General features: G+C 68.9%; 17 protein-coding genes and 1 tRNA gene. 11 read left to right on the forward strand and 7 right to left on the reverse strand.

What is annotated here, in order from left to right; translation table 11 throughout:
- Positions 1-9: 9 nt before the first annotated feature.
- Both ACEU5R_RS21435 and ACEU5R_RS21440 read right to left on the reverse strand, forming a co-directional pair.
- Positions 10-984, reverse strand: a complete 975-nt coding sequence (locus ACEU5R_RS21435; protein ID WP_392411531.1) for a Bug family tripartite tricarboxylate transporter substrate binding protein — start codon at positions 982-984, stop codon at positions 10-12.
- Positions 985-1,036: 52 nt separating this feature from the next.
- A complete protein-coding gene (locus ACEU5R_RS21440) occupies positions 1,037-2,533 on the reverse strand; it encodes a sulfatase-like hydrolase/transferase (RefSeq protein ID WP_392411532.1) in 1,497 nt (498 codons plus the stop codon).
- Between the two features lie 134 nt (positions 2,534-2,667).
- Between ACEU5R_RS21440 and ACEU5R_RS21445 the strand changes: the two genes are divergently transcribed.
- Complete coding sequence (locus tag ACEU5R_RS21445; protein ID WP_392411533.1) at positions 2,668-3,591, forward strand: LysR family transcriptional regulator; 924 nt, start codon at positions 2,668-2,670, stop codon at positions 3,589-3,591.
- 18 nt (positions 3,592-3,609) lie between these two features.
- On the opposite strand, the gene ACEU5R_RS21450 is transcribed toward ACEU5R_RS21445, so the two are convergent.
- Together ACEU5R_RS21450 and ACEU5R_RS21455 are read right to left on the reverse strand one after the other, a co-directional pair.
- The gene (locus ACEU5R_RS21450) at positions 3,610-4,119 is read right to left on the reverse strand and encodes an acyl-CoA thioesterase (RefSeq protein WP_103272115.1); all 510 of its coding nucleotides are present in this window, start codon (positions 4,117-4,119) and stop codon (positions 3,610-3,612) included.
- Between the two features lie 120 nt (positions 4,120-4,239).
- Positions 4,240-5,832, reverse strand: a complete 1,593-nt coding sequence (locus ACEU5R_RS21455) for a DUF1254 domain-containing protein (RefSeq protein WP_392411534.1) — start codon at positions 5,830-5,832, stop codon at positions 4,240-4,242.
- Positions 5,833-6,229: 397 nt separating this feature from the next.
- Between ACEU5R_RS21455 and ACEU5R_RS21460 the strand changes: the two genes are divergently transcribed.
- Positions 6,230-7,567: an MFS transporter gene (locus ACEU5R_RS21460; RefSeq protein ID WP_392411535.1), complete on the forward strand. Its 1,338-nt coding sequence runs from the start codon at positions 6,230-6,232 to the stop codon at positions 7,565-7,567.
- A 100-nt stretch (positions 7,568-7,667) separates the two neighbouring features.
- Positions 7,668-8,372 (forward strand): SDR family oxidoreductase, encoded by a 705-nt coding sequence (locus ACEU5R_RS21465; RefSeq protein ID WP_392411536.1) that lies wholly within the window; start codon positions 7,668-7,670, stop codon positions 8,370-8,372.
- 35 nt (positions 8,373-8,407) lie between these two features.
- On the opposite strand, the gene solA is transcribed toward ACEU5R_RS21465, so the two are convergent.
- Positions 8,408-9,547 carry an N-methyl-L-tryptophan oxidase gene (solA, locus tag ACEU5R_RS21470; RefSeq protein WP_103272119.1) on the reverse strand — a complete coding sequence of 380 codons (1,140 nt, stop codon included), beginning with the start codon at positions 9,545-9,547 and terminating at the stop codon, positions 8,408-8,410.
- A 395-nt stretch (positions 9,548-9,942) separates the two neighbouring features.
- Here solA and fdnG point away from each other — a divergent pair, with 395 nt between their 5' ends.
- From fdnG to ACEU5R_RS21505, 7 genes are all read left to right on the forward strand, one after another.
- The gene (gene fdnG / locus ACEU5R_RS21475; protein ID WP_158658322.1) at positions 9,943-13,011 is read left to right on the forward strand and encodes a formate dehydrogenase-N subunit alpha; all 3,069 of its coding nucleotides are present in this window, start codon (positions 9,943-9,945) and stop codon (positions 13,009-13,011) included.
- Between the two features lie 12 nt (positions 13,012-13,023).
- Positions 13,024-13,923, forward strand: coding sequence for a formate dehydrogenase subunit beta (fdxH, locus tag ACEU5R_RS21480; protein WP_103272122.1), 900 nt, complete (start codon positions 13,024-13,026; stop codon positions 13,921-13,923).
- Complete coding sequence (locus ACEU5R_RS21485; RefSeq protein ID WP_103272123.1) at positions 13,916-14,575, forward strand: formate dehydrogenase subunit gamma; 660 nt, start codon at positions 13,916-13,918, stop codon at positions 14,573-14,575. Before fdxH ends, ACEU5R_RS21485 begins: the two co-directional genes overlap by 8 nt.
- 88 nt (positions 14,576-14,663) lie before the next feature.
- A complete protein-coding gene (gene fdhE, locus ACEU5R_RS21490; protein ID WP_103272124.1) occupies positions 14,664-15,599 on the forward strand; it encodes a formate dehydrogenase accessory protein FdhE in 936 nt (311 codons plus the stop codon).
- Entirely contained in the window at positions 15,596-17,035 is a 1,440-nt protein-coding gene (gene selA / locus ACEU5R_RS21495) for an L-seryl-tRNA(Sec) selenium transferase (RefSeq protein WP_392411538.1), read from the forward strand. Before fdhE ends, selA begins: the two co-directional genes overlap by 4 nt.
- Complete coding sequence (gene selB / locus ACEU5R_RS21500) at positions 17,032-18,999, forward strand: selenocysteine-specific translation elongation factor (protein ID WP_392411539.1); 1,968 nt, start codon at positions 17,032-17,034, stop codon at positions 18,997-18,999. The genes selA and selB overlap by 4 nt, the downstream gene beginning before the upstream one ends.
- A gap of 12 nt (positions 19,000-19,011) precedes the next feature.
- Positions 19,012-19,107 (forward strand) — tRNA-Sec (locus ACEU5R_RS21505).
- A 32-nt stretch (positions 19,108-19,139) separates the two neighbouring features.
- On the opposite strand, the gene ACEU5R_RS21510 is transcribed toward ACEU5R_RS21505, so the two are convergent.
- Together ACEU5R_RS21510 and ACEU5R_RS21515 are read right to left on the reverse strand one after the other, a co-directional pair.
- Entirely contained in the window at positions 19,140-19,679 is a 540-nt protein-coding gene (locus ACEU5R_RS21510; RefSeq protein WP_103272127.1) for a TlpA disulfide reductase family protein, read from the reverse strand.
- Between the two features lie 19 nt (positions 19,680-19,698).
- Positions 19,699-20,814 carry a transglutaminase domain-containing protein gene (locus ACEU5R_RS21515; RefSeq protein ID WP_392411540.1) on the reverse strand — a complete coding sequence of 372 codons (1,116 nt, stop codon included), beginning with the start codon at positions 20,812-20,814 and terminating at the stop codon, positions 19,699-19,701.
- 137 nt (positions 20,815-20,951) lie between these two features.
- Between ACEU5R_RS21515 and selD the strand changes: the two genes are divergently transcribed.
- On the forward strand, positions 20,952-22,013 hold the full coding sequence (gene selD, locus ACEU5R_RS21520) for a selenide, water dikinase SelD (protein ID WP_392411541.1): 1,062 nt from the start codon (positions 20,952-20,954) through the stop codon (positions 22,011-22,013).
- The last annotated feature ends 25 nt before the right edge of the window (positions 22,014-22,038 follow it).

The following is a 22,038-nucleotide window of genomic DNA, read 5'->3' on the forward strand; positions in this document are numbered from 1 at the left end:
CGCGCGGACTCACTGCGCCAGGCGCAGCCCGCGTTCGCGCGCCAGCGTCTCGATCGACTCGCGCTGTTCGTCCAGGAAGCTGGCGAACGCCGCGCCGGCGCGGGTGTCCAGCGCGATGCCCTGTTCCTGGAATTGCCTGCGCAAGCCTTCGTCGCGCGCCGCCTCGGCGATCGCGGCGGCCAGCGCGTCGACCACGGCCGGGGGCGTGCCCCGGGGCGCGAACACGCCATGCCAGGACGCGAAGCGAAAGCCGGGCAGGCCGGCTTCGGCCAGCGTCGGCGTGTCGGGGAAGGCCGGGGAGCGATCGGCGGTGACGGCCAGCAGGTCCAGCTTGCCGCCCTTGACCAGCGGCGCGGCGGCGCCGTCGATCATCACATCCACCTGGCCCGAGGCCACGTCGTTGAGCGCGGGCGCGCTGCCCTTGTAGGGCACGGCCAGCAGGTCGATGCCGGCCGCGCCGCGCAGCATCTCCATCGCGAGCTGGCTGGGCGTGCCGATGCCGCCGGTGGCGTAGCTCAGCTTGCCGGGATGGGCCTTGGCGTAGGCGATGAAGTCGCCGGCGCTCTTGAAGCCGGTCTTGGGATTGGCGACCAGCAGCAGTGACACGCTGGTCAGGCGCGCGACGGGCGCGAAATCGCGCTGCGCGTCATAGGGCAGATTGGGCATCGAGAGCCGGTTGATGGCGTGCGTGGCGATGTCGCCCAGCAGCAGCGTATGGCCGTCGGGCTCGGCCTTGGCCGCGATGCCGGTCCCGATCGAACCGCCCGCGCCGGGGCGGTTGTCGACGATGAAGATCTGCCCCAGTCTGTCGCCCAGCGCCCGCGCGAACACGCGGCCGATCATGTCGGCGTTGCCGCCGGCGGGATAGGGCACGATCAGCCGGATCGGCTTGTCGCCCGGCCAGGACGGCCCCGGGCCGGCGGCGCCCGCCAGGGGCGCGCAGAATGCCAGGCCGATGGCCAGCAGCGTTTTGGCACAGCTCATGATGCAGTCTCCCTTGTCGTTGTTGTAGCCGGCGCGGGGCCGGACGCGCGCCTCAGCCCGGCGATCCCACCGTCCGGGTCGGGTCGCTCTGGGGCGGTTGCGGATAGTGCAGGCCGCGCTGGCCGCCGAACTGGCGGTCCGCGCGCGGCGGCGCGGCGGGGGCCGGGAAGCCGGTCAGCCGGCCCGCGGCAATCCAGTCCCGGTCCACGCCCCAGGCCCGTTCGACCAGCGCCTGTTCCAGGCGCTGGCGGATGAGCGCGTACTGCGCCGCCTCGGACAGGTCGCGGCATTCGCGCGGGTCGGCCTGCAGGTCGAACAGCTGCACAACGTTGCCGGCCGGGTACCAGATCAGCTTGTGGCGGCCGTCATGCGCCATGCGGGTCGCCAGCCGGTCTTCCTTGCATTCGCCATAAAGAATGTCGCGGCGCCGCTCGCCCGTCATGGGCAGGCCTTCCACCGTGGCGGGGACCGGCAGCCCGGCCAGCGACAGCAGGGTGGGCATGACGTCCTGCAGGCCCACCAGCCGCTCGTCCACCTGGCCGGCGGGCACGCGCGCATCGCCGGCCGCGCCGACCAGGATCATGGGCACGCGCGCCGAGCCTTCGTAGAACAGGCGCTTGGCCCACAGGCCGAAGTCGCCCAGCATGTCGCCATGGTCGCCGCAGAACAGGATGACGGTATCGTCCAGCAGTCCTTCCTCGCGCAGGGTGCCGAGCAGCACGCGCAGCTGATGGTCGATGTGGCTGCACAGCGCGTAGAAGGCGCGCCGGATGGCGCGCAGCCGGGCGGGGTCGTCGCCGATGGGCCAGTGCTCGCGGATGCTGCGCAGGGCGGGCGGCATCGCGTCCGGGTCCTGGTCCCAGCGCTGTTCCCAGGCGGCGCGCGCGGGCAGGTCGATGGCGTCGCGCCCATACAGATCCAGGTAGGCGGCCAGCGGCACCAGCGGCGGATGCGGATGGGTGTAGGAGACATGCCACAAGGCCGGCCGGCGCGGATCGCGCCGCTTGATCATCCGGGCGGCCTCGCGGGTGGTCCAGTTGGTGACGTGCAGGCGTTCCGGCAGGTGCCAGGGGCGGTGCAGATAGTCGTTGTTGTTCATGCCGTGCAGGTACTGCTCGCCCGCCGCGCCCTGTTCGGCCAGGTACATGTCGTAGTCGTCCACCGCGCCCAGCTGCGCGCGGCCTTCCTCGGCCAGCAGGATGTCGTCGAAGCCGATGCGGTCGCGCTGCGGGTACAGGTGCATCTTGCCCACCGCGTAGGCCTGGTAGCCGCCGTCGCGAAAGCGCTGGGCCAGCGTGGGCAGCGCGGGCATGGGCAGCGCGGGAGCGAAATTGCGGTCGCCGTGGCCGCGCGGCGAGGTGCCGGTCATCACGCTGCGCCGCGCCGGGATGCAGATTGGACACTCAGCGTAGGCGCGCGGATAGCGGGTGCCCAGGCGGGCCAGGTGGTCCAGCGTCGGCGTCTGGATGACGGGATGGCCGGCGCTGCCCAGCAGGGCGCCGGGCCATTGGTCGACCATGATGAAGAGCACGTTGGGCGGATGGGGCATGGGGGCGTCTCGCGGCTACGGATCCCGGCCAGTCTAGGACGCCGTGGCTTGCGAAAACAGGGCATGACAGCGATAGCAGATATACTTTTTTTGTCATGTCTGACGCCGCGCGCGTCTTCTCTCCCGGGGGCCTCGTGGCTACGTTGACGCTGGATCAATGGCGCTTGTTCATCCAGATCGCCGATCTGGGCAGCCTGACCAAGGTCGCCGCCCTGCGCGATGGCGCGCAGTCGGCCGTCAGCCGCCAGCTGGCGGCGATGGAGCAGGCCTGCGGCGGCCGCCTGTTCCTGCGCACGGGTCGCGGCGTGGCCCTGACCGAGGCCGGGCGCCGCCTGTATCCGCGCGTGCTGGCCTGGCTGGAGGCGGGCGAGGCGCTGGGCGAGGATCTGGCGCGGCAGGTCGAGCAGCCGGCCGGTCAGGTCTGCATCGGCGTGCTGTCCTCGATCGATCCGCAGTACCTGTCGCGCGCCTATCTGGAGCTGAGCCGGCGCTATCCGGGCATCCGCCTGCGCGTGCGGGATGGCGTGGGCGCGGCGGTCGACGAGTGGCTGGAGAACGGCGAGGTCGACATCGGCATCCTGCCGCGCAGCGGCCGCGGCGCGCGCCGCCGCGACAGCGCGCTGTTCACTGCCCGGCACCTGCTGGTCGGCGCGCCGGACAGCTGGGTCGCGGGTCGCCGGACCGTGCCCTTCGCCGGGTTGCAGGGCCTGCCGCTGGTGCTGGCCGGCGCGCCCAGCGCCTTCCGGCGCCAGATGGACCAGCTCGCGCGCCGCATGGGCGTGACGCTGACAGTGGCGCTGGAATGCGATTCCCTGGCGCTGCAGAAACACATGGTGCTGCAGGGCGGGCTCTACGCCGTGCTGGCCCAGCACGCGGTCCTGCGGGATATGCAGGCCGGCGCGCTGGCCGCCGCGCCCATCGTCGAGCCCGGCATCCGGCGCGGCATCACGTTGGCCATGTCCGAGGTCCGGCCGACGACGCAGGCGAGCCGCGAGGTCGCGCGCATCCTGCGGCTGTGCCTGGAGCCCCTGGCGCAGGCGGGATCCGGAACGGATTGAGCGCCGCCGCGCCGGTTTTCAGCCGGCGTTGCCGGCGTCGTGCGTGGTCTCGCGCTTGATCTCGCCGTGGCGGCGTTCCATTTCCTGGCGCAGCTCGCGCCGCAGCCGCGCGGCCACGAAGCGCTGCTTTTCCTCCAGCGTGCCCGGATTCAACGGCGGCACTTCGGCGGGCACGCCGTGCTCGTCCACCGCCACCATCGTGAAGTAACAGCTGTTGGTGTGGCGCACCAGCTTCTTGCGGATGTCCTCGGTCACGACCTTGATGCCGATCTCCATCGAGGTGCGGCCGGTGAAGTTCACCGCCGCCAGGAAGGTCACCAGCTCGCCCACATGGATGGGTTCGCGGAACACCACCTGGTCGACCGACAGGGTCACCACGTAGTGGCCTGCGTAGCGGCTGGCACAGGCATAGGCCACCTGGTCCAGGTATTTGAGGATGGTGCCGCCGTGCACATTACCTGAGAAGTTCGCCATGTCTGGCGTCATCAGGATGGTCATCGACAATTGGTGGCTGAAGGCGTCGTCCATGTCGGGCGCTCCTGATTGCTGAAATGAATATGGTAGCGGCTGGCGCGGGCGCGCCGCCGTCTTTTTCGCGGGCGGATGGGGCGGGCCATGCCTGCGCCGGCGCGGCGGCGACGCCGCCGGTCAGCGGCCCGGCTGGGACTGTGCTTGCGGCTTGGCCTTGCCCTGGACCGCCGGTTTGGCCGGCGGGGTCGCCGGGGCGGACGATGTGGCGGTCGTGGCGGAGGCCGCTGGCGCGCTTGCCCCGGTCTCGGGGGCGGGGTCGGTCGCGGGTGCCGCCGGCGCCGGGGCCGCCTCGGCGGTGACCTCCGGCGGCGTTTCCGCCAGCAGCGGTGGCGGCGTCCAGAGTCCGTCCAGCAGCGCCGGGCCAGGCTGGTAGACGCGCAGCAGCAATTGCGCGGGTCCGGAGGCCGGCAGCGGCAGCCAGTTGGACTGCTGCTCGGGCGCGGGCGCTTCGTGGCCGAGGACCAGGTCCAGCGAGCCGTCCTCGTTGTAGCGCAGCGGGTCGCGGCTGCCGAGCGCCTGGCGGTTCAGCGCGTTGGGCGCCAGCAGGCCCTGGGCGTCGTAGGCCGCCAGCGACCAGAAGGCGCCGGCCGGCGGCAACTGGCCGTTGGCGAAGCGCAGGTGATAGCGGCGCGAGCCGTCCACGGCCTCGCCCCGGCTGTCGGCGGCCAGCAGCAGCGTGGTCAGGTCCTCCGGCAGGCTGGCGCCGGGCTGGGCCTGGGCGGCCAGCGCGCGGCGCATGTAGGCATTGCCGTACACACCGACGCCGCCCGCTTCCCGCTGCCAGCCATTGGCCTCGCGCAGCGTGGCGCCGGCGGCGGCCTGCATGCGCTCGCGCGCGGCCCGCAGGCCCCGGCGCATGCCTTGTTTGGCGGGATGGTCCAGCTTGTCGAAGTCGAAGGGGCGGCCGGGGATCAGCCCCTCGCCGCGCAGCCGGGCCAGCACGGGCTGGTCGGCGGCGTGTGGCGGGTTCCGGCGCAGCAGCTCGGCGGCGTAGGCGAACAGGGCGTCGGTCGGCAGCGACTCGACCTGCTCGCGCGGCGAGACCTTCATGTTCAGCGCGCCGTCGGCGCGCACGCGTTGCGCCTGCGGCGGCAGATTCCATTGCGACAGCGGCGTGATCACGAAGCCATCCTGCAGGGCGTGCACCGCCGGGTACTCGGCCGGACCGTCGGCCTGGATCAGCAGCCGGGCCAGGACATGGGTGGTGGGCGCGTCGATGCGCGGCATGCCGGACGGCAGGGTGCCGCTCCAGCCGGGCGGCACCAGCACGGTGTTGCCCTTGGCGGTGCCGGTGCTGCGCTTGCCCAGGACGGCGAAGGCGTCGTTCCACAGGTCCACCAGCGTCAGCGTGTACAGCCGGCCGCCGGTGTCGGGCACGGACAGCACCACGGGGCCGGCGCTCAGGTCCAGCCAGGCTGTGCCGCGCAGCATGTCGGGGTTGGCCCAGGGGGCGGCGGCGCCGGCCTGGGGCAGGCCGCGCACGAAGGCGTAGGCGTTGGGCGGCGTGTTCTGCGAGGGATGGGCGGCCTGGCGTCGCGTCAGATCCATGACCAGCAGCGGGTAGAAGTACAGATAGCCTTCCATCGCGGCCTGGTGCGCGGCCTCGGTGGCGGCCGCGGCCGGGGTCGGGGCCGGCGGCGCGGCCGGCGCCAGGGACGGCCAGACGGCGGCCAGGGACAGGGACAGGATCAGCGGGGCAACGCGGCGCATCGGCGCTCCAACGGACTTGCGGGATTCGCGGGCAATGGTACCAGTCCCGCGCTTGTCCAAAATCCGCGAAAAGCCGGGATCCGGCCGTCAGATTGCCGGCTTGCGCATGGCCGGCCTTGCCATGCCCGCGCGTGCGCAAGTTGCGCAACTAGCGCGGCAGGCGCCTCGCATACATTCGCGCGATAGCAGCGGTTGAATGATTGTCTTGGACTCTTTCCCGGGCGACAGCTAACTTGCGTCGAAGCAGCGTCGAAGCATGCCGTGCGAGTCTGGGACATTCAAGGACGGGTTTCGCGGAGCGTTTTTCCGGACGAGAACATCTGCCATCGCGCCCTTCTCGTCAGCCCCGATTCGAGTGTCTTTTCCTGAAACAGGCATCTGAATGAAAGGCTGAGAAATGGACAGCTCGCTCAAGAGTATCGACCCCGACGCGCCTGGGCATGGCGTGCGCGAACAGCAGGGAGATACTAGTCCGCCATCTTCCGTGAACCGCGCGGTGATTGCCGGCGCGATTGGCAATTTCGTCGAGTGCTTCGACTGGTTCGCCTACGCGCTCTTCGCCAGCTATCTTTCGCGCCTGGTCTTTCCCTCGGGTGATCCGCTGGGGGCGTTGCTTTCAACATTCGCCGTCTTTGCCATCGGCTTTTTCGTGCGGCCGCTGGGAAGCTTCATCTTCGGAATCTATGCGGATCGGTATGGCCGCAAGAATGCGTTGGCCGCGACGATTTTCCTCATGGCCACGGGAAGCCTGATGATCGCGATCGTCCCGTCCTTTCAACAGGCGGGCTGGTTGGCCCCCGCCATGCTCCTGTTGGCGCGCCTGATGCAGGGGCTTGCCATGGGCGGTGAAACATCGTCAGGCGGCAGCTATATCGTCGAATCGGCGCCCTTGCACCGTCGCGGCTTCAGCGGCAGCTTCTTCTACATCAGCGTTGGGTTGGGGACGTTATGCGCGTCGTTGACGGGAACCTTCCTGACCTATCTGTTGCCGAAGGACCAGATGGAAAGTTACGGCTGGAGGCTGGTGTTCGTGCTGGGCGCGTTGCTTGGCATCTTCGGCCTCTATCTGCGGCGCTCGATCGGAGAGTCGGAAGTTTTCAAGCGCGCCGCTCGAACCACGTCAAAGAAAGACCGGGGCAGCCTGCGCGCCGTCATGCTCAATCATTGGCCGGGCGTGTTGCGAGTTTTTTTCCTTGCGATCGGCACGACGATGGCGTTCTATATCTGGGCTGCCTACATTCCCAACCTGTTGCGAGCCAGTGGTCGCGTATCCGCATCGACATCATTTCTCGCGAGCACGTTCGGATTGATCGCCTATAGCGCGTCTATGCCGATCAGTGGCGCGCTTGCGGATCGTGTGGGTCGTCGGCTCGTGCTCGGGAGTTCGTGGTTGCTGTTCGCGGCATTGTTCATACCCATGATTCACTATGCGCTGGGCAATCCTGAATCGCTGCCATGGATCATGGTGGTCGCGATGAGCCTGATCGGACTGGGCAGCGGCGCGGTCGCCGCCAGCTTCGCCGAGCAGTTTCCAACCAGCGTGCGCGCGATCGGCTGGGGGGTGCCCTACAACGTTTCCATTGCCGTGTTTGGCGGCACCGCGCCGTATCTCGGCTCCTGGCTCGCCAGTAAAGGAATGCCCGACCTGTTCAATTGGTATGTCGTGGCGCTTTGCGTCATAAGCGGCCTGGCGGCATTCGGCCTGCGGGACCTTCGGGGAAGACCGCTGGATTGAAATCGAAGGCGGGCCGAAGGTCCCGTGCAAGCGGCTTGCCATGCCCGGGGATGGGCGGCTCTGAGTCTTGTCCACATAGTCAATGAAAAAGGACTTTCACATGTCAATGGAAAAAGTGGCGCTCATTTCCGCCGGCGGAAGCGGCTTGGGCGCGGCAGCCGCCAAGCGCCTGGCGACGGAAGGTTTCAAGGTGGCGATTCTCTCGTCCTCCGGAAAAGGCGAAGCGCTGGCGAATGAACTGGGCGGTATCGGCGTGACCGGCTCCAATCAATCGAATGACGATTTGCAGCGCCTGGTCGATGCGGTCATGCGGCAGTGGGGGCGCATCGACGTGCTGGTCAACAGCGGCGGCCACGGGCCGCGCGGGCCGGTTCTGGAAATCACTGACGAGCAGTGGCACCTGGGCCTGGATATCTATCTGATGAATGTCATTCGTCCGGTTCGCATCGTGGCCCCGATCATGCAGGCGCAGAAATCGGGTTCGATCATCAATTTTTCATCGGTCGCGGCCTTCGAGCCGGTTGCGGGATTCCCGACGTCCGCGGTGTTCCGGGCAGGACTTGCCGCCTACGCAAAGGTCTTCGCGGATACCTATGCCGCCGACAACGTGCGCATGAACAACATTCAATGCGGTTGGATCGACAGCCTGCCGACGGTCATCGAGCGCCGCGATGGCGTTCCCATGAAACGCTATGGAAGCACCGCTGAAATCGCCGCGACCGTGGCGTTTCTGGCTTCCGAGGGCGGGGGTTACATCACCGGACAGAACCTGCGGGTCGATGGCGGTCTGGGACGCTCCATATAGCGTCGAGCCAGAGGGGGCTGTGCGGCGCGCAGCCCTCAGGCCGGAAATCGGTCGATGCGGAATCGCGAGATGTCCTGCTCCGTGTCACCGCTGATCGCCAGGTCGGCAGCGATCTCGCCGACGACGCCGGCGAACTTGAAGCCATGCCCCGAGCACGGAGAGACGACCACGATGCGATCGTCCTCCGGTGACGTGTCGATGATGAAATCCGTATCCGGGGTCATGGTGTACAGGCACGTCTTCATGCCAAGCAGCGGGCCGGCGCCTTCGGGCATGTAGCGTTCAAGATAGTCGCGCGTGTGGTTTTCATCTGGCGCCGATGCGTCTTGTCGCGCCAGATCGGCATGCTGGATCTGCCCGGTTCCATAGTGCGAGCCACACTTCAGGCCGACATCGCCAAAGTCCGGGAAGCCGTAGAAGAAATCGCGCCCGTCATCAATCATGAAGACGGGCAGCGCGCCGGACTTGAACAGCTCGGGCCGCTTGGGCCGGTACCAGCAGGAGACCGCCCGCGTGAGCGTGAGCGTGGACTTCAGGGATGGCACCAGATCGCTCGTCCACGGCCCCGCGCAGACGACCACCGATCCGGCTTCGATGGCGCGCCCGTCGTCCAGGACCAGTCGCACGACGCCGGCCCGGGGCTCGATGGCCAGCACGCGCGCGTTCGTCACGACTTGCGCTCCCTGGGCGATCGCATGGCGGATATGCAGGGCGTTGATGGCATCGGACCGCAGGATCCCGGCATCCGGCTGCCAGACCGAGGAATAGTCTTGCGGCAATTCAATGGCGGGATAGCGGCGCTGAACTTCGCGCGGGCTTAGCACCTCGTGGTCCAGTCCATATTGCTCGCTCGCCTTGAGCGTGCCCGCCACCAATCGGCTGCCTGGCATGCCCATCTCCAGGATCCCGGAAGTCAGCAGCAGCGTTTCACCCGTCAACTGCTCGAGCTCGCGCCAATACGCGTAGGCGCGCCGCAGCAATGGCACGTATTGCGGACTTTCCGAGTAGCCCAGGCGGATCGCCCGCGACTCCCCGTGCGACGAGCCGCGATCGTGCCCCGGCTGGAACCGTTCGATGCCGATGACGCGCTGGCCGCGTTCCGCGAGCTGAAAAAGCGTCGCGGCGCCCATTGCGCCCAGGCCGATCACGGCCACATCATGGATAGATTCTTGCATCTCGTCTCCAGGATCCTTGAACCCGTCGCCTTTGCGTGGCGAGTCACAGCGGCAAGCCGTGGCAACGTGGATGGATCGGATGGTACGAGTGGAGAAATTTCGCGTCGAATATATTCGCGCGATGGTTGCAAGACCGGCGCGATATCGGCGATTGCGGCGGCGCACCAATGGATTGGCAGGGGGCGCCGGCATTGGTAACAGTCTCGCGATCATCCAAAATCCGTGAAAAACCGGGATCAGGCCGTCAAATTCCCGGTTTGCGGCTGGTCCGCCCGGCCCGTGGCGCGGGGACGGGTTATGGGCATATACTTCGCGTTAAATATCCTTGGAATTCGTAGGGCTTTCCCGTCGGGCCGGCCCTTGGCTTCCGTCACTCACCCGGAGAGGAGTGTTTCATGGTCAACATGAACCGCCGCCAGTTCTTCAAGGTGACAGGTGCGACGCTGGCAGGCTCCAGTCTGGCATTGCTGGGGGCTGCCCCCGGCACGGCCATGGCGGAAGTCCGTCAGTACAAGCTTGCGCGCATGACCGAAACGCGCAATACCTGTCCCTACTGTTCGGTCGCCTGTGGCCTGCTGATGTACGGCCTGGGCGATGGCGCCAAGAATGCGCGCGCCAGCATCGTCCACATCGAGGGCGATCCCGATCACCCGGTCAACCGCGGCACGCTCTGTCCCAAGGGCGCGGCCCTGATCGACTTCATCCATAGTCCCAACCGCCTGAAGTACCCGGAATACCGGGCGCCCGGTACGGACAAGTGGGTGCGGATGTCGTGGGACGACGCCCTGACGCGCATCACCAAGCTCATGAAGGCCGACCGCGACGCCAACTTCGTCGAGAAGACGGAAGACGGCAAGACGGTCAACCGGTGGCTGACCACCGGCATGCTGGCCGCCTCGGCAAGCAGCAACGAGGTGGGCTACATCACGCACAAGACCGTGCGCAGCATGGGGATGTTGGCATTCGATAACCAAGCCCGTGTCTGACATGGCCCGACGGTGGCAGGTCTTGCCCCGACGTTTGGCCGTGGAGCGATGACGAACCATTGGGTCGACATCAAGAACGCGGACGTAGTACTGATCATGGGCGGAAATGCCGCCGAGGCCCACCCTTGCGGGTTCAAATGGGTCACGGAAGCCAAAGCCCACAACAAGGCGAAACTCATCGTCGTGGACCCGCGCTTCACGCGCTCGGCGTCCGTGGCGGACTTTTACGCGCCCATACGCACCGGCACCGACATCATCTTCCTGGGTGGCGTCATCAAGTACCTGTTGGATCACGACAAGATCCAGCACGAGTATGTGCGCAACTACACCGACTTTTCCTTCATCGTGCGCGAGGACTTCGCGTTCGACGCGGGCCTGTACTCGGGCTACAACGCCGAGAAACGCAGCTATGACAAGTCGAGCTGGGACTACGAGCGCGGCGACGACGGCTACGTCAAGACCGATCCCACGCTGGAACACCCGCGCTGCGTCTACCAGCTGCTGAAGAAGCACTACTCGCGCTACACCGAGGAAATGGTCGAGCGCGTCTGCGGCACGCCCAAGGACAAGTTCCTGAAGGTCTGCGACATGCTGGCCTCGACGGCGACCAAGGATCGCGCCGCCACCATCCTGTACGCGCTGGGCTGGACGCAGCACTCCATCGGCTCGCAGATCATCCGCACCGGCGCGATGGTGCAGCTGCTGCTGGGCAATATCGGCATCGCCGGCGGCGGCATGAACGCGCTGCGCGGGCACTCGAACATCCAGGGCCTGACCGATCTGGGCCTGATGTCGAACCTGCTGCCCGGCTACATGACGCTGCCCAACGAGCCCGAGCAGGACTACGGCAAGTACATCGCCGCGCGCGCCTCCAAGCCGCTGCGTCCGAACCAGCTCAGCTATTGGCAGAACTACGCCAAGTTCCACGTCAGCCTGATGAAGGCCTGGTGGGGCAAGGCCGCCACGGCCGAGAACAACTGGGCCTTCGACTACCTGCCCAAGCTCGACAAGCTCTACGACATGCTGCAGGTCTACGAGCTGATGAACCAGGGCAAGATGAACGGCTACCTGGCGCAGGGCTTCAACCCGCTGGCCGCCGCGCCCAACAAGGCCAAGCTGACCGCGGGCTTCTCCAAGCTCAAGTACCTGGTCATCATGGACCCGCTGGTCACGGAGACCTCCGAGTTCTGGCGCAACGCGGGCGAGGCCAATGACGTGGATCCGAGCAAGATCCAGACCGAGGTCTTCCGCCTGCCGACCACCTGTTTCGCCGAGGAAGACGGCGCGCTGGTGAACTCCGGGCGCTGGCTGCAATGGCACTGGAAGGGCGCCGAACCCCCGGGCGAGGCCAAGAGCGACATCGAGATCATGTCGCTGATCTTCACGCGCCTGCGCAAGATGTACCAGGACGAGGGCGGCAAGTACCCCGATCCCATCGTCAACCTGTCGTGGCCGTATTCCAACCCGCAGAGTCCGACCGCCGAGGAACTGGCCAAGGAATACTCGGGCAAGGCGCTGGCCGACCTGGCCGATCCCAAGGATCCGACCAAGATCACGCGCAAGGCCGGCGAGCAGCTGGCCGCCTTCGCCGAGCTGCGCGACGACGGTTCCACCGCCAGCGGCTGCTGGATCTTCGCCGGCGCCTGGAGCCCGGCGGGCAACCTGATGGCGCGTCGCGACAACAGCGATCCCACCGGCATCGGCCAGACCCTGAACTGGGCCTGGGCGTGGCCGGCCAACCGCCGCATTCTCTATAACCGCGCGTCCTGCGACGTGTCGGGCAAGCCCTTCGATCCGCGCCGCAGCCTGATTTCGTGGAACGGCAAGAGCTGGGGCGGCGCCGACATCCCGGACTTCAAGGCCGACGAGAATCCGGAAGGCGGCATGGGGCCGTTCATCATGAACCCCGAGGGCGTGGCGCGCTTCTTCGCCCGCGCGGGCATGGCCGAGGGTCCGTTCCCCGAGCACTACGAGCCGTTCGAGACGCCGCTGGGCTACAACCCGCTGCATCCCAAGGCCAAGGGCGTGACCAGCAACCCGGCCGCGCGCGTGTTCAAGGACGACCTGGCGGCGATGGGCACGGTGGACAAGTTCCCGTTCGTGGCCACCACCTACCGCCTGACCGAGCACTTCCACTACTGGACCAAGAACGTCCGCATCAACGCGATCCTGCAGCCCGAGCAGTTCGTCGAGATCGGCGAGGCGATGGCCAAGGAATTGGGCATCGCCAACGGCCAGCGCGTGAAGGTGTCCTCGAACCGCGGCTACATCAAGGCCGTGGCGCTGGTGACCAAGCGGCTGCGCGCGCTGACGATCGAAGGCAAGACCGTGCACCACGTGGGCATCCCGATCCACTGGGGCTTCGTGGGCATCGCCAAGCCGGGCTTCCTGACCAACACCCTGACGCCGTTCGTGGGCGACGGGAACTCCCAGACGCCGGAGTTCAAGTCGTTCCTGGTCAACGTCGAGAAGGCATAACAGGAGACCGACATGGCTATGCAATCCCTGGACATCAAGCGGCGCTCCGCCACCACTACCCCGCCGCCCGGCGTCCGCGAGCCGTCCGTCGGCTCGGTCGCCAAGCTGATCGACGTTTCCAAGTGCATCGGCTGCAAGGCCTGCCAGGCCGCGTGCATGGAATGGAACGACCTGCGCGACGAGGTCGGCACCAACGTGGGCGTCTATGACAACCCGGCCGACCTGACCGAGCATTCCTGGACCGTCATGCGCTTCTCCGAATACGAGAACACGCAGGGCGACCTGGAATGGCTGATCCGCAAGGACGGCTGCATGCACTGCGAGGATCCCGGCTGCCTGAAGGCCTGTCCTTCGCCGGGCGCGATCATCCAGTACAACAACGGCATCGTGGATTTCCACGAAGAGAACTGCATCGGTTGCGGCTACTGCATCACCGGCTGTCCGTTCAACGTGCCGCGCATCTCGAAGAAGGACAACAAGGCCTACAAGTGCACCCTGTGCTCCGACCGCGTCGCGGTCGGCCAGGAGCCGGCCTGCGTGAAGTCCTGTCCCACCGGCGCCATCGTGTTCGGCACCAAGGAGGACATGAAGCAGCACGCGGCCGAGCGCATCGAGGACCTGAAGTCGCGCGGCTTCGAGCAGGCCGGGCTGTACGACCCGCAGGGCGTGGGCGGCACCCACGTCATGTACGTGCTGCACCACGCCGACCAGCCGGGGCTGTACCACGGGCTGCCGAAGGATCCGCACATCAGCCCGATGGTGTCGTTGTGGAAGGGCATCGCCAAGCCTTTGGGCGTGGCGGCCATGGCGCTGACCGCGCTGGCGGGCTTCTTCCACTACGCCCGCGTCGGCCGCAACGAGGTGCACGAGGAAGACGAACGCAAGGCCGAAGAGGAGGCTCGCCATGAGTGACAGCCAATCCCGCGACCACCGCGGCAACCGCCTGATCAAGCGCTACTCGCCCGGTGAACGCACCAACCACTGGGCTATCGCGCTGACCTTCATCCTGCTGGCGCTGTCCGGCCTGGCGCTGTTCCATCCAGCCTTCTTCTGGCTCTCGAACCTGTTCGGCGGCGGTCCCTGGACCCGCATCCTGCATCCGTTCATCGGGCTGGTGATGTTCTTCTGCTTCGTGGTCTTCGCCGGCCACATGTGGCGCAACAACATCATGACGAAGGCCGACCGCCAGTGGCTGAGCCAGCTGGACGACGTGATCGACAACCGCGAGGAAAAGCTGCCCGAGGTCGGCAAGTACAACGCCGGCCAGAAGCTGCTGTTCTACGTGCTGATCCTGTGCATGTTGGGCCTGTTCGTCAGCGGCATCGTGATCTGGCGCGAATACTTCGCGTTCTACTTCCCGATCTGGGCCATCCGCGCCGCCTCGGTGCTGCATGCCGTTTGTGCGCTGGTGCTGATTTGCGCGATCATTGTGCATATTTACGCGGCGATCTGGGTCAAGGGTTCCTTGACGGCGATGCTGCGGGGCCATGTGACGGCAGGCTGGGCGTGGAAGCACCATCGCGCCTGGTTCCGCGAGCAGCTCAGGAAGCCCGCGGGCAAGTAGCCCGTCGCCTTCCCCGACCGGACCGGTCGCACGGCTGCCCGTCCCCCACCCGGGGCGGGCAGCCGTGTTCGTTTTCTTGGAGACGCAATTGCAGCGAATTCTTCCGCGCGGCGAGATCGAAGCGCTAGACCACAACCGCATTCCCCGCATCCAGCTGCCCGAGCGCGCCAGCGTGTTCGCCACGCGCGCCGCGCGCCTGCGTCATCTGGCGGCCGAAAGCCCGGTGGGCGACTACCTGCGGCTGATGGCCGACCTGGTCGACGCCCAGCACCGCGCCCTGCAGGACTGCCAGCCGCCCGGCGCCGACGAGGACCGCATATCGCTGGCCCAGGCCCATGGCATGCCGCCGCTGCAGGCGGTGGGCTGGCCGCGCGACCCGCTGTGGCGGGCCATCCTGGCGCGGCTGGTCGACGAGGTCGCCAGGACGCCCGGCACGCCCGCCGAGGCCGCCGAGGTCTGCGCCGCGCTGCGCCGCGCCGTGGACGAGGACCCCGAGGCGCTGGAGGACCTGGCCGAAGCCGTGCTGGCCGAGCAGGACCACGGCGTCGACGGCGCCGCCGCGCCCTTCGTCATGGCGGCCCTGCAGGTCTACTGGACCAGCCTGGCCAGCCGTTTCGATGAGAAGCAGCTGCCGGTGACCAGCCCCTTCGGCGTCTGTCCGGTCTGCGCCAGCCTGCCGGTGGCCAGCATCGTGCGCGTGGGCGGCCAGTTCGAGGGCTACCGCTACCTGTGCTGCAGCCTGTGCTCGACCCAGTGGCACATGGTGCGCGTGAAGTGCTCGCACTGCGAGGACGTGGAATCGGTGGCCTATCAGGCCATCGAAGGCCGCTCCGAGGCCATCAAGGCGGAGACCTGCGACCACTGCCACAGTTATCGCAAGATCTTCTACCAGGACAAGGATCTGCACGTCGAGCCGGTGGCCGACGACCTGGCCAGCCTGATGCTGGACGTGCTGGTCGGCGAGGCCGGCTACGCCCGCGCCAGCGGCAATCCCTTGCTGTGGAACGGCACGGAGGAAGAATGAGCGCCGTCCCGTCGTCCGCTGGCGCCGCCCAGGCCGCCGCCGTTTCCGATATTCCTTCGCTCGACCGGCTGTTGAACGCCGACGCGCTGCGGCCGGCGCTGGACGCCCACGGCCGCACCCAGGTGGTGGCGGCGCTGCGCCAGGATCTGGACGCGCTGCGCCAGCGCGCGCTGCAGGGCGGCCTGACGCGCCCCGAGCTGGACGCGGCGGCCGTGGCGGGCCGCGTGGACGCCGCGCTGGCCCGCGCCACGGCGCCGCGCCTGCGCGCCGTGCACAACCTGACCGGCACCGTGCTGCACACCAACCTGGGCCGCGCGCTGCTGCCCGACGAGGCCGTGGCCTCGGTGCTGCGCGCGTTGACCTCGCCGGCCAACCTGGAGTTCGACCTGGACACGGGCGGGCGCGGCGACCGCGACGATCTGGTCGAGGGCCTGCTGCGCGAGCTGACCGGGGCCGAGGCGGCCACCGTGGTCAACAACAATGCCGCCGCCGTGCTGCTGATGCTCAATGCGCTGGCGGACCGGCGCGAAGTGGTGGTGTCGCGCGGCGAGCTGGTCGAGATCGGCGGCGCCTTCCGCATCCCCGACATCATGAAGCGCGCCGGCGCCAAGCTGATCGAGGTGGGCACGACCAACCGCACCCACGCCGCCGACTACGAGAACGCCATCGGCCCGCGCACCGCGATGCTGATGAAGGTGCATTGCAGCAACTACGCCGTCACCGGCTTCACCAAGAGCGTGAGCGTGGCCGAGGTGGCCGCCCTGGCGCATGCGCGCGGCCTGCCGGCCACGGTGGACCTGGGCAGCGGCACGCTGGTGGACCTGGCCCAGTTCGGCCTGCCGAAAGAAGATACGGTGCGCGAGACCATCGCCGCCGGCGCCGACCTGGTCACCTTCAGCGGCGACAAGCTGCTGGGCGGCCCGCAGGCCGGCCTGCTGGTGGGCCGCGCCGACCTGATCCGCAAGATCAAGAAGAACCCGCTCAAGCGCGCGCTGCGCGTGGGCAAGCTGACGCTGGCCGCGCTGGAGCCGGTGCTGGCCCTGTACCGCGCGCCGGAGTTCCTGGCCGACCGCCTGACCACGCTGCGCCTGCTGACGCGGCCGCAGCGCGAGATCCAGGCGCTGGCCGAACGGCTGCGCGGCGCGCTGGCGCACGCGGCCGGTTCCGCTTTCGAGGTCGAGGCCGTGCCCATGTACAGCCAGATCGGCAGCGGCGCTTTGCCGGTGGACCAGCTGCCCAGCTACGGGCTGGCGGCGCGCCATCGCGGCCCGGGCCGGCCGGGGCGGCACCTGGACAGGCTGGAAGCCGCGCTGCGCGGCCTGCCGGTGCCGGTGATCGGCCGCATCGCCGACGATGCGCTGTGGCTGGACCTGCGCTGCCTGGAAGCGCGCGACGAGGTCGCCTTCGCCGCGCAGCTGGCGGAGCCCATCCTGTGATCGTCGGCACCGCGGGCCATATCGACCACGGCAAGACCACGCTGGTGCGCGCCCTGACGGGCGTGGACACCGACCGCCTCAAGGAAGAAAAGGCGCGCGGCATTTCCATCGAGCTGGGCTATGCCTACACGCCGCTGGACAATGGCGACGTGCTGGGCTTCATCGACGTGCCCGGCCACGAGAAGCTGGTGCACACCATGGCCGCCGGCGCCAGCGGCATCGACTTCGGCCTTTTGGTCGTGGCGGCCGACGACGGCGTCATGCCGCAGACGCGCGAGCACCTGGCCATCCTGTCCTTGCTGGGCGTGGCGCGCGGCGCGGTGGCGCTGACCAAGGCCGACCGCGCCGACGCGGCGCAGCTGGCGGCGGCGCGCGACGGCATCGCCGCATTGACGGCGGGCACCTTCCTGGACGGCGCGCCGGTGTTCGAACTGTGCGCCGCGCAGGCTGGCGACGCCGGCACGGAACGGCTGCGGCGTCATCTGCACGAGGCGGCCCAGGCGCTGGGCCAGCGCCGCGACGACGGCCTGTTCCGGCTGGCCGTGGACCGCGTTTTCACGCTGGCGGGCCACGGCACGGTGGTGACCGGCACGGCGCACGCCGGCCTGGCGCGAGCGGGCGACGAAAGCGCCGACCTGCGGTTGATGCCGGCCGGCGAACGGCTGCGGGTGCGCGGCATCCACGCGCAGAACCGGCCCAGCGAAACCGGCGCGGCCGGACAACGCTGCGCGCTCAACCTGGCCGGCATCGACAAGAATGCGATCGCGCGCGGCGACTGGGTGGCGGACGCGCGTTGCTTCCTGCCCTCGCGCCATGTGGATGTGGAACTGACGCTGCTGCCGGGTGGTGAGGCCGATGCCGCCGGCGCGGCCGGCACGGTGCGAGCCTGGACGCCGCTGCATGTGCATATCGGCGCGGCCCGCCATCTGGCGCATGCCGTGCCGCTGTCGGCGGAAACGCTGGCGCCGGGCCAGTCCGGCTGGGCGCAGCTGGTGTTCGACGCGCCGGTCTGCGCCATGCCCGGCGACCGCTACATCGTGCGCAACGCGCAGGCCACGCGCACGGTGGGCGGCGGCCGCGTGCTCGATCCGAATGCGCCGGACCGCAAGCGGCGCGCGCCGGCGCGGCTGCAATGGCTGCGCGCGCTGGCGGCGATGCTGGACGGCGCGGATCTCGCGCCGCTACTGGAACAGGCGACGCTGGGCCTGGACGAAGCCGCCTTGCAGCGCCTGACCGGCCGCGACGCGCGCGCGCTGGCGGCGCCTGCCGGGGCGCGATGGCTGGCCGGCCGCACGCCGCAGGCGCCCCGCACGCTGATCCTGGCCGCGCAGTGGGACGCGCTGCGCGCCAAGGCCGAGCAGGCGCTGGCGGCCTTCCATCAGGCCGCGCCCGACGAGCCCGGCCCGGACGGCGCGCGGCTGCGCCGCATGGCGCTGCCGGCCATGCCGGACGCCTTGTGGCAGGTGCTGCTGGACGATCTGCAAGCGCAAGGACGGATCGCGCGCAACGGGCCCTGGCTGCACTTGCCGGGCCATGCCGCGACGCTGTCCGATGATGAAACCGCGCTGGCCGGCGCGCTGCTGCCGTTGCTGGCCGAGGGCCGCTACGATCCGCCCTGGGTGCGCGACCTGGCGCGCCTGCGCGGCGAGCCGGAAGAGCGCGTGCGGCTGCTATTGCGCAAACTGCTGCGGCGTGGCGAGGTGGCGCAGGTGGTGAAGGATCTGTTCTATCACCGTGACCGCGTGCGCGAGCTGGCGACGCTGGCGCGCGGACTGGCGGCCGCGCCCGCCGGGCTCAACGCCGCGGCGTTCCGCGACGCGACCGGCCTGGGACGCAAGCGCGCGATCCAGATCCTGGAGTTCTTCGATCGCGTCGGCTACACGCGGCGCGTGCGCGACAACCATGTGCTACGCGGCGAAAGCGCCTACGCGCTTGGGCAAGCGGCGGCAGAGCCGGTATCATAGGCGGGCCTTCGCGGAAGGCATCCGTGCCCGGCGGCACGGCCGGGCTTCAAACCCGGTTGGGGGCGTCAGACGTTCCCAGGTAGGTTCGACTCCTGCTGCCTTCCGCCATCCCTCTTGCGCCCGATGCCGCGCGCGGCGCTTCAGGCCCGCAGCATGCGCGTGACGACGCCGCTGACGCGGTCGGCCTTCCAGTCCAGTTCGCCCAGATGCCATTGGCGCGCCGCACCGCCTCGGTCGATCAGGTAGTTGGCCGGCAGACCCACCGCATTCCATGCCTTGGCCGCCGCGCTGTTGCGGTCGTGCAGCACCGTGCCGGCGACCGGCCATTTGGCGAGAAAGGTGCTGACCTTCGCCAGCGACTCGCCCACGTTCACCGCGACCAGCCGCAGACCTTCCTCGCGGTGCCGCCGCGCCATCGCCGACATCAGCGGGATTTCGTCGCGGCAGGGATCGCACCAGGTGGCCCAGAAGCTCAGCATCACGACACTGCCGCGCCAGGCCGAAAGCTTGTGTTCGCGGCCGGACAGGTCGGGCAGGATCAGCGGCGGCGTGGGCGAGGTCCAGGCCGCCCAGTCCGGGCCGGTGGCGGACTTGAGCGCGTCGTCCGAGGCGGCGCGCGCCGCCAGCGGCAGCGCGGCCAGCGCGAGGCCCGATTGCAGGAAGTGGCGGCGGCTGAACAAGGCGGACGGTCCGTGGCCGTCAGGCCGGGAGCTGGCGCGCCGTCAGGCGGTAGCGGAAGCTGTCGGGGTCCAGGCTGTCCATGCGCCCGGCGGCTGTCTCGCCATTGGGATACATCAGGAAAGGAACCGGGCCGAGGCCGGAGCCGGGCAAGGCCACGTCGTGGCCGTGGTTGAAGGCCACCCAGTTCATCTCCCAGGCGCCGAACAGCATCACGCGCGCCGCGCGCACCTGCGGATTGTTGATCGGCAATTCGCCCGGCGGCTCTTCCAGCATCACCTTGCGCACGTCGGCCGGGTCGACCGGCACCCAGCCGTGGCTGGCGGCGTAGAACTCGGCGCGGCAGTGCTGGGCGCGGGTGACGTCGCCGGCCTTGCCCAGGCTTCTGTAGCCCAGTTGCGAATCGGCCACGCGCAGCCCGTAGGCGTCGCGCGCGGGGATGCCTGCGGCGCGCGCCAGCGCCACGAACAGCGCATTGATGTCGGCGCACTTGCCGTTCAGGTCATTGGCCGTGAGCATGTAGCGCACGTCGCCCACGCCGCAGCCTCGGGTGGAGGCCGTGCGGCAGGTGTTCTCGACCACCCATTCGTAGATCGCGCGCGCCCGCGCCAGATCGCCGCTGTGGCCGCGCGTGATGCGGTCGGCGGTGGCCTTGACGATGCCGTCGGTGGGCAGCAGATCGGTGGGCTTGAGGTATTCACGCAGCGTCGCCGCGCTTTCGGGCCGGAAGTTGGCGGGCGCGGGCTGGTCCAGGTCGACGCGGCGGTTGCGCGTCTGGAAGCGGCTGATGACCGTGATCCTGCGTATGTCCGGGTTTTCAGGCCATTGCGCGGCCAGCATGCGCACGCCATAGCCGGGGGCCTGCGCCAGGCTGGCGGTGCCGCCGCCCTCGATGCGCCAGATGGTCTGCGCGCCGCGCTGGTAGTCGGTGTCGGCGCTGTCGGGCACGGGAATCCAGAGGCGGGCCTGGGCCCCGGGATCTTCGATGCTGATGTCGGCGGTCAGCTCGAAGGCGCGCCAGTCGGCGGAGACGGTGGCGGTGCGCTCCTGCGCCAGCGCGGAGCCGGCGAGCGTCGCGCCGGCGGCGCACAGGGCGCCCGAGGCGCCGGTGATACGGAGAAAGTCGCGGCGGTCCATATAGCCCTCACGCACGGTGAAGTGTGGCTGTCGGTGCGCCCTGGCGGGCGGCCGTCCCTTGCTGCCTGCTGCCTGGCCATGATAGGCCCATCATGGGCGCGGTGCTATCCTTTTTCGGTCTACATATGGAGAACCCTATGAACCAGAATGCAGCGGCCCCGGCCGTGCCGCGCCTGACCTCGCTGTCGCATGGCGGCGGCTGTGGCTGCAAGATCGCGCCGGGCGTGCTGTCCGAGCTGCTGGCCCGTTTCGGTCCGGCGGCCAGCTACCCGAGCCTGATGGTGGGCACCGAGACCGCGGACGATGCCGCGGTCTACAAGCTCAACGACGAGCAGGCGCTGATCGCCACGACCGATTTCTTCATGCCCATCGTCGACGATCCCTACGACTTCGGCCGCATCGCCGCGACCAACGCGCTCTCGGACGTCTATGCCATGGGCGGCACGCCCATCATGGCGCTGGCCATCGTCGGCATGCCGATCAACGTGCTGCCGCACAGCGTCATCGCCGACATCCTGCGCGGCGGCGAATCGGTCTGCGCCGAGGCGGGCATTCCGGTGGCCGGCGGCCACAGCATCGATTCGGTCGAGCCCATCTATGGTCTGGCGGCAATGGGGCTGGTGCATCCCGGCCGCGTCAAGCGCAATGCCGATGCGCGCGCCGGCGACGTGCTGATCCTGGGCAAGGCGCTGGGCGTGGGCATCCTGTCCGCCGCGCTGAAGAAAAACCGGCTGGACGAGGCCGGCTACCGCGTCATGATCGACACAACCACGCGGCTCAACCGGCCCGGCGCCGCGTTGGCGGCGATGGAGGGTGTGCACGCCATCACCGACGTGACCGGGTTCGGCCTGCTCGGCCACGCGCTGGAAATGGCGCGCGGCGCGGGCCTGACCGCTCATCTGCGGCGCGCTGCGCTGCCCTGGCTGCCGGGCGTGCAGGCCTACGCGGCCGATGGCGTGATCACCGGCGCGTCGGGCCGCAACTGGGCGTCCTATGGCGCTTCCGTGAAGCTGGCGGATGATGTGACGGATGTGGAACGCGCGCTGTTGACCGATCCGCAGACCTCGGGCGGTCTGCTGGTGGCTTGCGCGCCGGAAGCGGCCCAGGCGGTGCTGGACCTGTTCCGCAGCCAGGGCTTCGACCAGGCGGCCGTGGTTGGCGAGATGGGCGCGGGCGCGCCCGAGGTGCGGGTCGGCTGAGTCCCGCGCGGGCCGCGCCGGCGCG

Source organism: Achromobacter sp. 413638, from assembly GCF_043119405.1.
In the GTDB taxonomy this organism is placed as follows: domain Bacteria; phylum Pseudomonadota; class Gammaproteobacteria; order Burkholderiales; family Burkholderiaceae_B; genus Achromobacter.